This window comes from Elstera cyanobacteriorum (assembly GCF_002251735.1).
GTDB lineage: Bacteria > Pseudomonadota > Alphaproteobacteria > Elsterales > Elsteraceae > Elstera > Elstera cyanobacteriorum.
On the sequence record NZ_NOXS01000032.1, the window covers coordinates 575,957 to 588,576 of the forward strand.

Sequence of the window (12,620 nt, forward strand, 5' to 3'; positions counted from 1 at the left end):
TGCCGATGACCGACCCCGCGTCCCTTCCGGCGTTGGTGCTGATCGTCGATGACGACAAGCGCCTGTCCGATCTGCTGCAACGCTTCTTGGGCGAAAACGGCTTCCAGACGGTTGCCGTTCAAAGCGCTGCCGAAGCCCGCGATAAGCTGGATGCCCTGGCCTTCGATATTCTGATCGTCGATGTGATGATGCCCGGCGAGAGCGGCATCGATCTCGTTCGCTCTGTCCGGGCCGATCAGGATGTGCCAGTGCTGTTTCTAACCGCCCTAGGCGAAACCGAGGACCGTATCGCCGGGCTCGAAGTTGGCGCTGACGATTATCTGGTCAAACCCTTCGATCCGCGCGAGTTGGTCCTGCGCCTGCGCACCATCCTACGCCGCACCGCTGCCGTGCCGCCTGTCCCCGTGCTGGAAACGGACAGTGCGGATGGCGATCTTGTCGCCTTCGGCCCCTTCCGCTTTGACCGTAAGCGCCGACTGCTAACGCGCGATGGCGAGGCGATTTACCTGACGTCCGGGGAAGCCGATCTGCTGGTCGCCCTGGCCGATAGTGCCGGCCAGCCCATCGCCCGCGAAGATTTGGCCGCCGATGGTGCCGCGATCACCGACCGCGCGATTGATGTTGCCGTCACCCGCCTGCGGAAAAAGATCGAGACCGACCCCAAGTTCCCACGGTATCTGCAAACGATCCGGGGTAAGGGCTATGTTCTTCATCTCGACTAAATCCCTCCGCCGCCGCTGGCCCTGGCTGGATGCGCTGCGGATCAAGAAATATCTGCCGAAGAACCTTTATGCCCGTTCGCTGATGATCATCGTCACCCCGATGGTCATTTTGCAGATCGTCACGACCTATATTTTCTTCGAGCAGCATTGGAATATCCTCTCCCGCCGCCTATCGGGGTCGGTCGCGGGGGAAATAGCCTTCGTTCTCAATCAGTTGGAACAGGCCTACCCGCAAGACCCGCGGCGGATTCCGATCCTGCTGATGGATGCCGAGGTGGCGACCGGGGTTAGTTTTGCCTTCACGGCCGATGAAATTCTGCCCAATACCACGGTCGGCGCCTCCGACGATTACGACGATACCTTGGAAGCCGCCCTGGCTGAACGGTTGCGACGCCCCTTCCGCCTGCGCGATGCCGATGACGATCGGCTAATCGTGATCGAAGCGCAGAGTTCCGACGGGGTGTTGCGCGCCTGGGTGAATAAGAAGCGGATTTTTACCTCCACCACCTATGTCTTCGTGCTGTGGATGGTCGGCACCTCCCTTCTGCTCTTCGGCATCGCCAGTATCTTCATGCGCAATCAGGTCCGCCCGATCCGGCGGTTGGCGGAAGCGGCCGAACGCTTCGGCAAGGGTCAGCCCATCGGCGAGGTGAAGCTGGAAGGCGCCACCGAAGTGCGCCGCGCCGCGCTGGAATTTTCCCATATGCGCGAACGCATTACCCGGCAAATCCAGCAGCGGACGGAAATGCTGGCGGGCGTCAGTCACGATCTGCGCACCCCCCTGACGCGGCTGAAACTCTCCGTCGAGCTGCTGGGCGACCATCCCGATCAGGCCCCCATGCGCCAGGATATCCTGGAGATGGAAAAGATGCTGAACGCCTATCTGGCCTTTGTGAAAGGCGAAGGGCGGGAGCTATCGACCGAGACCGACCTGATCCCAATCATCGACGGGATTTTCAGCGCCCTGCGGCGTGGCCCCTATCATGACCGGCAATTGCTGCTGCACGTCGCGCCCGAGGTTGGACCGCTGTTGATCAAGCCGGAAGCGATGCGGCGCTGCCTGAACAATATTCTGCAAAACGCCGCCCGCCATGCCATGCGGATCGAGGTTTCGTTGAGCCGTCAGGGACAGGCGCAGATCATCGAAATTGCCGACAATGGCCCCGGCATTCCGGCGGCAATGCGCGAAACGGTTTTCCGCCCCTTCTTCCGGCTGGAAGCCGCCCGCACACCGCGCGCCCTCGTGGGCGACGAAAGCGGCGTCGGCCTCGGCATGACCATCGCCCGCGATATCGTGCGCAGCCACGGCGGCGATATCATCCTTTCGGACAATAAACCGCATGGGCTGGTGGTGACGATCAGGCTACCGCTGTAACCCGCTGAACGAAGGCCAGCAGCGCCGCATTGATGGCGGCGGGCTGCTCGATCTGCGGCGCATGCCCCGCCCCCTCCAGCACCGTCAGGTCGGCCCGCGGCACGTCAGCCCGGTAGAAATCGGCCAGGGTCGGCCCATAAATCCGGCTGCGCGCCCCTAGGATCACCTGAATTGGGATATCAAGCGCCGCCAGCGCCGGGCGGGCGTCCGTACTCGCCAGCGACCGCCAGAGGTTCGCCAGGGTTGGCGCGTCTTGAGCAGCGAGACGGGCCGTCGCCTCCGCCAGCCAGACCGGATCGGGCGGGGCGCCCCGGGCGAACAGCGAAAAAGCGATGCGCGGGGCAAAATCGCCCCAGCCCGCCGCCATTGCGCTGGCGGTAGCCGTCATATCGGCCTCCGTCTGGCCCCCAGCGATACCATAGGCCCAATCGGGCGCATTCGGGACTTTGGGCGTCATATCGAGGATCGAGAGGCCCGCCGCACGCATCCGGTGGCGGTGCAGCAGATCAAGCGCGACCAGCGCGCCCATCGACCAGCCGACCAGCACGGGTTTTTCAACCTGCCGGTCGACAAGAAACGCTGCAACCGCATCGGTGAGGTCCGGCACGGTCAGGCCGGGATCGGACACTGCCGTTGGCCCATGCCCCGGTAGGTCGGGGATGAGCACGCGCACCCCCTGCCCACCCAGCGCCTCTTGCGCCGCAAAGAATGCGCCACTGGCGCCCCACCCGTGCAGCAGCACCAGCGCCGGGCCGTGACCGATATCACTCCAAGTCCTGATCGAGGCGCGCGTCAAAAGGCGTTTTCCACGTCTTTGACGTAAACCAGCGCCCGCCCCGTCACCAGCACCTCCCCAGCGGCATTCGTCAGGGTGGTCGCGAGATCGCAGAGGTGTTTTTCCGGGCGCAATTGGGTGATTTCCAGCCGCGCCGTCACCGTTTCATCGGCGGGAACCGGCTTAAGGAAATCCATTTCCTGCTTCAGATAATTCGTCCCCCGCCCCGGCAGTTCGACGCCGAGCAGGTAGGAAAAGAGCGCCGCCTGTAAGGGCTCCGGCAGATGGGTGAACTCTTTGGCGTTGAACCCCGTCAGGGCGGCGAAGCCGCGCAGGTCTTCGGGGGAAAATTGGCGGGTGATGGTGGCGGTTTGGCCGAGGGCGAGCATCAGGCGGCTCCGAGATCAAGAACGGTCGTCGCGTCGGTAACAGGCGTATCGTCGGCGGCGCGGGCCACCCGCACGGCAATCGTCGCGAGACGACCCGCCACGCTGTCCACCGTCGCCGTGATGCGGATCGGCTCCCCAGCATAGGTCGGATGCGGGAACATCAGCGTCTGCCGCTTGGCCACGGCATTGGGAAAGCGGCGGCGCAGTTCGGCCCAAACGAAGCTGTAAATCAACATGCCGTGGGAAACCGTCCGCCCAAAGCGGGTGCGGGCGGAAAAATCCGGGTCCACATGGATTGGGTTATCGTCGCCGCTAACGCGCGCAAACAGCTCGAACTCGGCTTGGGTCGGCACATGCTCAAGGGTGAACAGTGGCCCGAGGGGAAGGCTCATTCCGGGGACTCCGAGGGGTGGGGCGCCGTTAAGGCGGCGCGCAGATGGTGTTTTTGCACCTTCCCGGCCGCCGTGCGCGGAAAATCGGTGACGATGGTGATATGCTTCGGAACCTTATAGGTCGCCAGCAGCCCCCGCGCATACTGTTGCAGCAGCCCCGGCTCGGCGCTGTGACCGGGGCGCAGAATGACGGCGGCATGGCCGACCTCGCCCCATTTTTCATCGGCAACACCAACCACCGCCGCTTCGAGCACCGCCGGATGGGCCTGTAGAACATGCTCCACTTCCGCCGGATAAACGTTTTCGCCACCGGAGATATACATATCCTTGATCCGGTCCACGATGGTGACATAGCCATCATGATCGCGGCGGGCGATGTCGCCGGATCTTAGCCAGCCGCCGGGCGCGAAAGCCCCTTCGGTCGCCATTGGATTATTGAAATAGCCCGGCGTGATGCCGGGGCCGCGAAACCAAAGTTCGCCATCCTCGCCATCGGCCACATCGCCCCCATCCGCCCCAACCAACCGCACTTCCGACAAAAGCTGCGGTTTGCCGACGGAACCGATCTTGGTCGGCGCATGGGCGCGGTCCATGAAAAACACCGTCGGCCCGGTTTCGGTCATGCCCATGCCGTTGCAGATGTTCACACCGCGCGCCAGAAAGGTCTGAATCAGCGCCGCCGAGATGGGGGCACCGCCGCAGCCCCAATGTTTAACGCCGGAAAAATCGGTGTTCTCGAACGCGGGATGCAGACTAATCGCCTGATAGATCGCGGGCACGCCGAAAAACACCGTGATGCCGCCCTGCTGAATGAGCGACAGCACCAGATCGACATCGAATTTCGGCAGCACCTGCGACAGGCCGCCGACGAAGAAAACCGGCAGCGTGTGCAGATTGATCCCCGCCGTATGGAAGAGCGGCAGGAAGTTCAGCGATTTCGTTTCTGGGCCGATCCCCGTCGCGGTCTGGACGTTGATCATATTGGCCAGCGCCATGCCCGCCGTCTGGATCACCGCTTTCGGTTTGCCGGTGGTGCCAGAGGTATAGAGCAGATACCAGGGGGCATCCGTTTCCCACTCCGTCGGCGCGAGACTGTCGCCGGGCTCGCTGCATTGAGCGTCCCACTCGGTCAGGGAACGGATGGGCAGGCGCGTCGCCGCCGCGAGTTTGCTGGCGAGATCGGCGGTCGGCCCGTCATGGATCAACAGTTTCGCGCCGCTATCGTCCAGAACCGGCGTCAGTTCCGCCGGGGTTTGCCGCCAATTGAGCGGCACTAGGATCACCTTGGCGCGGGCACAGGCGAACAGGAGTTCGAAGAAGGCGACGCTATTGTGGCACAGCACCGCAATCCGGTCGCCCTCGGTAATCTTCAAGCCGCGCAACAGCGCCGCCCCGCGCCCAACCCGGCGTTCGATTTCCCCAAACGACCAGACCCGCCCGCCGATTGGATCGGCGAACGCCGGGGCATCCGGCGTCAGCATCGCCCGTTGGGCGCAAAGATCGGGAATGCGCTTCATGCTGCCCGTCCTAAGAAATGGGTCATTCCGGCGTCGGTTTCCGCCGTATCGATGAGGGTTAGAAAGCTCTGCCGCTCCCGCTCCAACCCCGCCGCAACCGCCGCCCGGCGCTCGGGCGGCCAAAGGAGGCGTTTGGTCGCCATCAGGCTTTGCGCCTGCTTGCCAAGCAAGGTCTGCACCCAAACGGCAATCTGATCGTCCAACCCATCGGGGTCGGTGACGGCTTGCGCGATGCCAAGGCGCTGGGCCTCCTCCGCCGTCACCATACGGTTTAGCAGTTGGATTTCCCCGGCGCGGGCCGGACCGATGCGGTCAGGCAGCAGCGCCGTCCAGCCGCCATCGGGTGCGAAACCAACTTCGACATAATAGGGGCCGATGAAGGCGCCGCGCGCCATCGCCACCAAATCGGCGGCCAAAACGAGGCCGAGGGAACCGCCGGTGACCGGCCCCTGCACCCGCGCGATCACCGGGCACGGCAGATCGATCATTGCAAGAATCGCTTGATGCAGATCGCCGACCAGCCCGGCGGCATAGTCCGCCCGCTGGCCCCGGGGCACATCGGCGAACGCCGCAACGTCGCCGCCGGTCGAAAAACTCCGCCCCGCCCCAGTCAGGACCAGAACGCGCGGCGGCAGTTTGGTAAGATCGCCCAAAACATCCAGCAGGGTTTCGAGCATAGCCGGAACGAGGCTGTTGTGCCGTTTTGGGCGGTTGAGGGTGAGGGTTGCCACGCCCCCATCCCCCCGGTGCAGCGTGACCAGAGGATCGGTCATCGCGCCGCCCCCGGGGCCATACCCTGCGCCATCAGGGCAAAAGCGCCGTCCACCACCGCTTCAATCGGGGTTTCCCGGTCCCATAGGGCATAGCGCCGCCCCAGAAAATCGCTTAATCCCATCAAAGCCCACGCCCGCACTTCCGCATCCCCCGGCGAAATCTGACCAGCGTCCGCCGCTGTTTCCAGAGCCTGCCGGTAGTTGTTTGCGAAATCATGATAGTAGCGGCGGTAGGTTTCTTCATCCACAAATTGTGATTCAGCAACCACGCGATAAAGATTGGGATTCTCCCGAACGAAGGATAGAAAAGCCGCAAGGCCGCGTTTTTCGATCTCCAGCCGGTCCGTCAGCCCCGTCGTGGCAAGGGTTAGGTGACGGCGCAAGCGCCGCCCCATCCGCAGCACCAGTTCGCGCAGGATATCTTCCTTCGACCGGAAATAGAGGTAGAAGGTGCCTTGGGCCACCTTTGCCTCCTGGGTGATGGTACTGATCGAGGCGTCCGAAAACCCCCGCCCGCCGATATCCCGCTCGGCGGCGTCGAGGATGCGCTGACGGGTCTTCTCCCCCCGGCTCGTTTTCGGGCCGAGGATAACCGGGGTCAGCGATGCCGCTTCTGTCGGTGCATTCGCCATTGAACGTCTCCTTCCACACGTCCCGGCTTGACGGGAGTGCGATGAGACGATAGGAAAAGATGAAACATGACTCAAGTGTCAGTTTGCACACTGGGTCAGAAAGCCATCGGTTCAAAGATAGCTCATTTGGGGGAGGAAGATAATGCTCAACGTTCGGACTCTGTGTCTGACGGGGGCGGCGCTTGCCGCCATGACCGGCCCGGCGCTGGCCGCCGATCTTAAAATCTGTCTGATCGCTGGGAAAACCGGCGCGCTGGAAGCCTATGCGAAGCAGACCGAAGTCGGCTTCATGATGGGCCTTGAATATCTGACCCAGGGCAAAAACGAGCTGCTGGGCCGCAAGATTCAGGTGCTGGTCAAGGACGATCAGTTAAAGCCGGATCGCGGCAAGGCGCTGCTGGAAGAATGCTACGCCGATGACGGCGCCGAAATCGCCGTTGGCTCCACCGGCTCGCCGGTCGCCCTCGCCATGCTGCCGGTCGCCGAAGAAGCCAAGAAAATCCTGATCGTCGAACCCGCCGTCGCCGATTCGATCACCGGTGAAAAATGGAACCGCTATATCTTCCGCACGGGCCGCTCGTCTTATCAGGATGCGCTGGCCGCTGCGGCCGCCATTCCGGCGGATGTGGAGGTATCGATCGGCATGATGGGCCTCGATACCGCTTTCGGCCGTGACGGCGTGAAAGCCTTTGCCGAAGCCCTCGCCTCGATGCGGCCGAAGGCCAAGATTGTCGCCGAAGAATATGCTGCCGGGAATACCGCCGACTTTACGCCATTTGCCGAACGGCTGTTCGGCGCGCTGAAGGATAAACCGGGCAAGCGTATCATCAACTTCATCTGGGCGGGTCCGCACCCGATGGCGAAATTTGTCGATATGAAGCCGGAACGCTTCGACATCATGCTGGCGCCGGGCGGTAATATTCTGCCGGTCATGAACGCCTGGAAGCAGTTTGCCGGGGCCGAAGGCGGCACCTATTATTACTATAGCTTCCCGAAGAATAAGATGAATGATTGGCTGCGTGCCGAATATCAGAAGCGCCATAATGCGCCGCCCGATTTCTTCGTCGCCGGGGGCTTCTCCGCCGCCGCCGCCGTTGTGGCGGGCGTGACCAAGGCGGGTGGCACCGATGCCGAAAAGCTGATTGCCGCAATGGAAGGCATGGCTTTCGAAACGCCGAAGGGCGACATGATCTTCCGCGCGGTCGATCATCAAGCCCAGCAGGACATGTTCCATTGGCGCATTAAGAAAGATGCCAAAGACAATGATCTGCTGGAGCTGGTTGCCACTATTCCGGCGGCGACCATGCCCCTGCCCTTCCGTAATAAGCGATAAAGCCTTACGCTTCTACAGCTTGGGGGAGGGGGCGGGGCGGCTTAGGCCGCCCTGCTTCCTCCCGCACGGTCTGATCAGCAGGAAGCCCGCCTCTATGTCCCATCCGGTTCTCGAATCCCGCGATCTCACCATCCGTTTCGGCGGCCATACGGCGGTAAATGCCGTTAGTACTAGCTTTCATGCCGGAACGCTGACCGCCATCGTCGGCCCCAATGGCGCCGGAAAGACGACCTATTTCAACCTTCTGTCTGGGCAATTGACCGCCAGCGCCGGGCAAGTGCTGTTGGATGGCGAGGATGTTACCCGTCTCGGCCCCGCCGACCGCGCCCGCCGGGGCATCGGTCGCGCCTTTCAGATCACCAACCTCTTCCCGCAATTGACCGCCCACGAGAATGTGCGCCTCGCCATCCAAGCGCGCGACCCGGCCGCCGCTAATCTTTGGCAGCGCTGGACCAAGCATCGCGCCTGGATCGAGCGGGCGGAATGGGTGCTGGAGGAGGTGAACCTGCAGCATCAGCGCGATACCGTCGCGGCCTCCCTATCGCATGGCGATAAGCGCAAGCTGGAGGTTGCGATCATGATGGCGCTGGAGCCGCATGTCTTTATGTTCGACGAACCGACCGCTGGCATGTCGGTCGATGAGGTGCCGGTCATTCTGGAGTTGATCCAGAAGCTAAAGCGCGCTGGCGATAAGACGATTTTGCTAGTCGAGCATAAGATGGACGTCGTGCGCAGCCTCGCCGACCGGATCATCGTGCTGCACCACGGGCAGTTGCTGGCGGACGGCGATCCGGCCACGGTCATCGCCTCCCCCATCGTCCAAGAAGCCTATCTGGGCCGGGCCCCGGAAAAGGAGACCGCTCATGGCTAATCCCCTGCTGCGGATGGAAGGGGTTCATACCCACATCGGCCAATATCATATTCTGCAAGGCGTCGATCTGACCGTCCCGGACGGCGGGATTACCATGCTGCTGGGCCGCAATGGCGCGGGCAAGACGACGACGCTGCGCACCATCATGGGCTTGTGGAAGCCGTCGCAGGGCACCGTTACCTTTGATGGCACGCCCATCGGCGGTAAGGATACGCCGAGCATCGCCCAGGCGGGCATCGCCTATGTGCCGGAAACTATGGCGGTGTTCCACGATTTGACCGTCGAGGAAAACCTGAAACTCGCCGCCCGCGCCGGTCCAATGGATACGGCGCGGCTGGATTGGATTTTCGGTGTCTTCCCCGCCCTCAAACGCTTTTGGCATTCGCCCGCCGGGGTGCTATCGGGTGGACAAAAGCAGATGGTCGCCATCGCCCGCGCCATCATCGAGCCGCGCCGCCTGCTGCTGATTGACGAGCCGACCAAGGGCCTCGCCCCGGCGATCATCGAAGGGATGATCGGCGCGTTTCAGGATCTGAAGCGTCAGAACACCAGCATTCTCTTGGTCGAACAGAACTTCCGCTTCGCCGCCGCCTTAGGCGATACGGTGGCCGTGGTGGACGATGGCCGCGTCGTCCATGCCGGGACGATGGCGGATCTGGTAGCCGATACCGGCTTGCAGGAGCGGCTGCTCGGCCTGTCGCTCGACGCCCATCAATAAAGGGAGGACGCCCGCCATGACGGACCAGACGGCCAAGGCCGCGCCCGCCGACATTCCCCGCGCCAAAGTCGATTTTCTGCCGCTGCTGCTGCCGGTGGTGCTGGCGATCGGCGCCCTGCTGCTGATCGGCAGCCCGACGACCTGGCTAACGCTCACCCTCTCCGCGCTTGCGATGGGCATGATGATCTTCGTCATCGCCTCCGGCATGACGCTGGTTTTTGGGTTGATGGATGTCATCAACTTCGGTCACGGCGCCTTTATCGCCATCGGCGCCTATCTTGCCATGACCGTGCTCGCCCCGCTGTCGGGCTGGATGAGCACGGATTCGCTGGCGATGAACCTATCGGCCCTGGCGCTCGCCGCCGTAGTCGCCACGCTTGGCACCGGGGCGCTGGGCATGCTGTTCGAACGGGTGATCATCCGCCCGGTCTATGGTCAGCACTTGAAGCAGATTCTGATTACGATGGGCGGCTTGATCGTGGCCGAACAGGCGTTGCACGCGGTTTTCGGCGGCGATCAGAAGGCCATGCCGCTGCCCACCGGCCTGCGCGGCGCCATCGTGATGGGCGATATTGCGCTCGAAAAATACCGGCTGCTCGTCGTCATCGTCGGGCTGGTCGTCTTTGTCGGCATGCAGATGGTGCTGAATCGTACCCGTATCGGCCTATTGATCCGCGCTGGTGTCGAGAATAGCGAGATGGTGGAAGCCCTCGGCTACCGCATCCGCCGCCTGTTCATCGGCGTCTTCGTCGTCGGGTCGGGTCTCGCGGGCCTCGGCGGGACGCTGTGGGCGCTCTATCGGGAAACCCTGACCGCCGGGATTGCCAATGACGTGATGGTGCTGGTCTTCATCGTCGTCATCATTGGCGGGCTGGGGTCGGTCGGCGGCTGCTTCCTCGGCGCCGTGCTGGTGGCGCTGCTCGCCAATTACTCCGCCTTTCTGGTGCCGAAATTCGCCCTGGTTTCAACGGTTCTGCTGATGGTGCTGGTGCTGCTGTGGCGCCCGCAGGGCCTGTATCCCGTCGCCAAGAGGTAAGGCCATGCTGCGCGCGCTTCTCTCCGACGATCTGCCGCGGAACCGCTTTCTGTCTGCCGTTCTGCTGCTAATCCTGTTCGGCCTCGCCACCGCCCCCTTCCTGGTCAGCGGCGCGAGTGCGATCAATACCGCCGCGAAGATCCTGATCTTCATTCTGCTGGTGGCGAGCTACGATATTTTGCTGGGCTATACCGGCATCGTCTCCTTCGCCCATACGATGTTCTTCGGTATCGGCGGCTATGGCGTTGGCTTGGCGATGCACTTCATGGGACCGACCTGGGGCGCAGCGGGGCTCGGGGCTGCCCTCGCCCTCGTCTTCGGGGTCACGCTGGCCGCGCTGATCGGGCTGCTATCGCTGCGGGTGAAGGCAATTTTCTTCGCCATGATCACGCTGGCGGTCGCCACCGTTTTCGCCGTACTGGTCTCGCAACTGTCGGACTATACCGGTGGCGAGGATGGCCGCAGCTTCCGCGTACCGGAAGTGCTGCGCCCGACCTATAAAGTGCTGGCCGAGCCTTTATTCGGCACACCGGTCACGGGCCGCATCGTCGCCTATTACCTCGTCTTCGTGGCGGTGCTGGCGCTATTTCTCGCGACCCTGCGGATGGTCAACTCGCCGTTCGGGCGCGTGTTGCAGGCGATCCGCGAGAATGAATATCGCGCCGAGGCGCTGGGCTATCGCGTGGTCAAATACCGCACGATTGCCACCTGCCTCTCCGCCGGGTTGGCTGTACTTGCAGGGGCGCTCTATGCCCTGTGGCTGCGCTATACCGGACCGGATACCACCCTATCGTTCAACATCATGCTGAATATCCTGCTGATGGTGGTGATCGGCGGCATGGGCACGCTCTATGGCGCCGTCATCGGCGGTACCCTGTTCATTCTGGCCGAAAACTATCTGCAAAAGCTGCTGGGTGTCGCGGCCACGCAGGTGGAAGGTATTCCGCTGATCGGCCATATCCTGCACCCGGACCGCTGGTTGTTGATCCTCGGCGTGCTCTTCGTGCTTAGCGTTTATTTCTTCCCTACCGGGATCGTCGGCAAGCTGCGACAGTCGGCGAAAGCGTAAGGCAGGATCGGGGGCTTCGGCCCCCGAATTTTTTAGACGCCGTAAAACTCGCGATACCAACGCACGAACTTCGGCAGCCCGACAGCGAGCGGCGTTACTGGCTCGAAGCCCAAATCGCGGCGGCTTTCGGTAATATCGGCGGCGGTTTCATAGACATCGCCCGGCTGCATCGGCTGCAGGTCGAGGATCGCTTTGCGCCCCAAGGCTTCTTCCAGCAGGGCGACGAAATCCGTCAGCTTTTCCGGGTGATTATTACCGAGGTTATAAATCTGGTGCGGTGGTTTTACCCCCGCATCCTGCGGCGGGCGATCCAGCGCCGCCAACACCCCCGCGACAATATCGTCGATGAAGGTAAAATCGCGCCGCATATCGCCGCGATTGAATAGGCGGATCGGTTCCCCGGCCAAAATGGCTTTGGTGAACAGGAAGGCTGCCATGTCGGGCCGCCCCCATGGGCCGTAAACGGTGAAGAAGCGCAGCCCCGTCGCCGGAACCCGGTAGAGATGGGCATAGGTATAGTGAAACAGCTCATCCGCCTTTTTGGTCGCCGCATAAAGCGATAGCGGCGTATCCGTACGGTCCTGGACCGAGAAAGGCGATTTTTCCGCGTGCCCATAGACGGAGGACGACGAGGCATAGACGAAATGCTTCAGCCCCGGCAAATGCCGCGCCGCCTCCAGCAAGTTAATCTGCCCCTGGATATTGGCGGCGATATAGGCGTGCGGGTTTTGCAGCGAATAGCGCACCCCCGCCTGGGCCGCGAGATGGATAATCTCGGTAATCCCGCTGCTGGGCGAAACCAGCGCAGCGACCGCCGCCGTATCGGCGATCTCCAGCCGCTCGAACCGAAACCCCGGCTGATGGATGAGGTGCTGGAGCCGTGCGTCCTTCAGCGCTGGATCGTAGTAATCATTGAGGTTATCGACCCCGAGAACGGCCCGCCCTTGCGCCAGCAGCGCTTGGCAGACATGGAAGCCGATGAACCCGGCGGCGCCCGTCACGAGAATCGTCATCGCGT

General features: G+C 62.6%; 14 protein-coding genes. 7 read left to right on the forward strand and 7 right to left on the reverse strand.

Features of this window, described 5'->3' with window-relative positions; all coding sequences use genetic code 11:
• Positions 1-5: 5 nt before the first annotated feature.
• Entirely contained in the window at positions 6-722 is a 717-nt protein-coding gene (locus CHR90_RS11930; protein WP_094409274.1) for a response regulator, read from the forward strand.
• Positions 703-2,097, forward strand: coding sequence for an ATP-binding protein (locus tag CHR90_RS11935; RefSeq protein WP_170941384.1), 1,395 nt, complete (start codon positions 703-705; stop codon positions 2,095-2,097). Before CHR90_RS11930 ends, CHR90_RS11935 begins: the two co-directional genes overlap by 20 nt.
• Here the strand turns inward: CHR90_RS11935 and CHR90_RS11940 are convergent.
• The 6 genes from CHR90_RS11940 to CHR90_RS11965 are packed head-to-tail and all read right to left on the reverse strand — an operon-like array spanning position 2,081 to position 6,575.
• A complete protein-coding gene (locus CHR90_RS11940; protein WP_170941385.1) occupies positions 2,081-2,893 on the reverse strand; it encodes an alpha/beta fold hydrolase in 813 nt (270 codons plus the stop codon). The genes CHR90_RS11935 and CHR90_RS11940 overlap by 17 nt on opposite strands.
• Positions 2,890-3,261 carry a hotdog family protein gene (locus tag CHR90_RS11945; protein ID WP_094409213.1) on the reverse strand — a complete coding sequence of 124 codons (372 nt, stop codon included), beginning with the start codon at positions 3,259-3,261 and terminating at the stop codon, positions 2,890-2,892. The genes CHR90_RS11940 and CHR90_RS11945 overlap by 4 nt, the downstream gene beginning before the upstream one ends.
• A complete protein-coding gene (locus tag CHR90_RS11950; protein ID WP_094409214.1) occupies positions 3,261-3,653 on the reverse strand; it encodes a MaoC/PaaZ C-terminal domain-containing protein in 393 nt (130 codons plus the stop codon). The genes CHR90_RS11945 and CHR90_RS11950 overlap by 1 nt, the downstream gene beginning before the upstream one ends.
• Positions 3,650-5,170 carry an acyl-CoA synthetase gene (locus CHR90_RS11955; protein WP_094409215.1) on the reverse strand — a complete coding sequence of 507 codons (1,521 nt, stop codon included), beginning with the start codon at positions 5,168-5,170 and terminating at the stop codon, positions 3,650-3,652. Before CHR90_RS11955 ends, CHR90_RS11950 begins: the two co-directional genes overlap by 4 nt.
• Positions 5,167-5,943, reverse strand: coding sequence for an enoyl-CoA hydratase/isomerase family protein (locus CHR90_RS11960; RefSeq protein ID WP_094409216.1), 777 nt, complete (start codon positions 5,941-5,943; stop codon positions 5,167-5,169). Before CHR90_RS11960 ends, CHR90_RS11955 begins: the two co-directional genes overlap by 4 nt.
• On the reverse strand, positions 5,940-6,575 hold the full coding sequence (locus CHR90_RS11965; protein WP_094409217.1) for a TetR/AcrR family transcriptional regulator: 636 nt from the start codon (positions 6,573-6,575) through the stop codon (positions 5,940-5,942). Before CHR90_RS11965 ends, CHR90_RS11960 begins: the two co-directional genes overlap by 4 nt.
• 142 nt (positions 6,576-6,717) lie before the next feature.
• Here CHR90_RS11965 and CHR90_RS11970 point away from each other — a divergent pair, with 142 nt between their 5' ends.
• From CHR90_RS11970 to CHR90_RS11990, 5 genes are all read left to right on the forward strand, one after another.
• A complete protein-coding gene (locus CHR90_RS11970; protein WP_094409218.1) occupies positions 6,718-7,908 on the forward strand; it encodes a substrate-binding domain-containing protein in 1,191 nt (396 codons plus the stop codon).
• Between the two features lie 94 nt (positions 7,909-8,002).
• Positions 8,003-8,779 carry an ABC transporter ATP-binding protein gene (locus CHR90_RS11975; protein ID WP_094409219.1) on the forward strand — a complete coding sequence of 259 codons (777 nt, stop codon included), beginning with the start codon at positions 8,003-8,005 and terminating at the stop codon, positions 8,777-8,779.
• Positions 8,772-9,497, forward strand: coding sequence for an ABC transporter ATP-binding protein (locus CHR90_RS11980; RefSeq protein WP_094409220.1), 726 nt, complete (start codon positions 8,772-8,774; stop codon positions 9,495-9,497). The genes CHR90_RS11975 and CHR90_RS11980 overlap by 8 nt, the downstream gene beginning before the upstream one ends.
• A 16-nt stretch (positions 9,498-9,513) precedes the next feature.
• Positions 9,514-10,533: a branched-chain amino acid ABC transporter permease gene (locus CHR90_RS11985; protein WP_094409221.1), complete on the forward strand. Its 1,020-nt coding sequence runs from the start codon at positions 9,514-9,516 to the stop codon at positions 10,531-10,533.
• Positions 10,534-10,537: 4 nt separating this feature from the next.
• Entirely contained in the window at positions 10,538-11,602 is a 1,065-nt protein-coding gene (locus CHR90_RS11990; RefSeq protein WP_094409222.1) for a branched-chain amino acid ABC transporter permease, read from the forward strand.
• A 32-nt stretch (positions 11,603-11,634) separates the two neighbouring features.
• Here the strand turns inward: CHR90_RS11990 and CHR90_RS11995 are convergent, their stop codons facing one another.
• A complete protein-coding gene (locus tag CHR90_RS11995; RefSeq protein ID WP_094409223.1) occupies positions 11,635-12,615 on the reverse strand; it encodes an NAD-dependent epimerase/dehydratase family protein in 981 nt (326 codons plus the stop codon).
• Positions 12,616-12,620 lie beyond the last annotated feature (5 nt).

Excerpts from the sequence above, each read along its gene's own strand:
- CHR90_RS11950 (WP_094409214.1), bottom strand. The coding sequence starts at position 3,653 with ATGAGCCTTCCCCTCGGGCCACTGTTCACCCTTGAGCATGTGCCGACC.
- CHR90_RS11985 (WP_094409221.1), top strand. The coding sequence starts at position 9,514 with ATGACGGACCAGACGGCCAAGGCCGCGCCCGCCGACATTCCCCGCGCC.
- CHR90_RS11990 (WP_094409222.1), top strand. The coding sequence starts at position 10,538 with ATGCTGCGCGCGCTTCTCTCCGACGATCTGCCGCGGAACCGCTTTCTG.
- CHR90_RS11935 (WP_170941384.1), top strand. The coding sequence starts at position 703 with ATGTTCTTCATCTCGACTAAATCCCTCCGCCGCCGCTGGCCCTGGCTG.
- CHR90_RS11955 (WP_094409215.1), bottom strand. The coding sequence starts at position 5,170 with ATGAAGCGCATTCCCGATCTTTGCGCCCAACGGGCGATGCTGACGCCG.
- CHR90_RS11930 (WP_094409274.1), top strand. The coding sequence starts at position 6 with ATGACCGACCCCGCGTCCCTTCCGGCGTTGGTGCTGATCGTCGATGAC.
- CHR90_RS11980 (WP_094409220.1), top strand. The coding sequence starts at position 8,772 with ATGGCTAATCCCCTGCTGCGGATGGAAGGGGTTCATACCCACATCGGC.
- CHR90_RS11945 (WP_094409213.1), bottom strand. The coding sequence starts at position 3,261 with ATGCTCGCCCTCGGCCAAACCGCCACCATCACCCGCCAATTTTCCCCC.
- CHR90_RS11960 (WP_094409216.1), bottom strand. The coding sequence starts at position 5,943 with ATGACCGATCCTCTGGTCACGCTGCACCGGGGGGATGGGGGCGTGGCA.
- CHR90_RS11970 (WP_094409218.1), top strand. The coding sequence starts at position 6,718 with ATGCTCAACGTTCGGACTCTGTGTCTGACGGGGGCGGCGCTTGCCGCC.
- CHR90_RS11975 (WP_094409219.1), top strand. The coding sequence starts at position 8,003 with ATGTCCCATCCGGTTCTCGAATCCCGCGATCTCACCATCCGTTTCGGC.
- CHR90_RS11995 (WP_094409223.1), bottom strand. The coding sequence starts at position 12,615 with ATGACGATTCTCGTGACGGGCGCCGCCGGGTTCATCGGCTTCCATGTC.
- CHR90_RS11965 (WP_094409217.1), bottom strand. The coding sequence starts at position 6,575 with ATGGCGAATGCACCGACAGAAGCGGCATCGCTGACCCCGGTTATCCTC.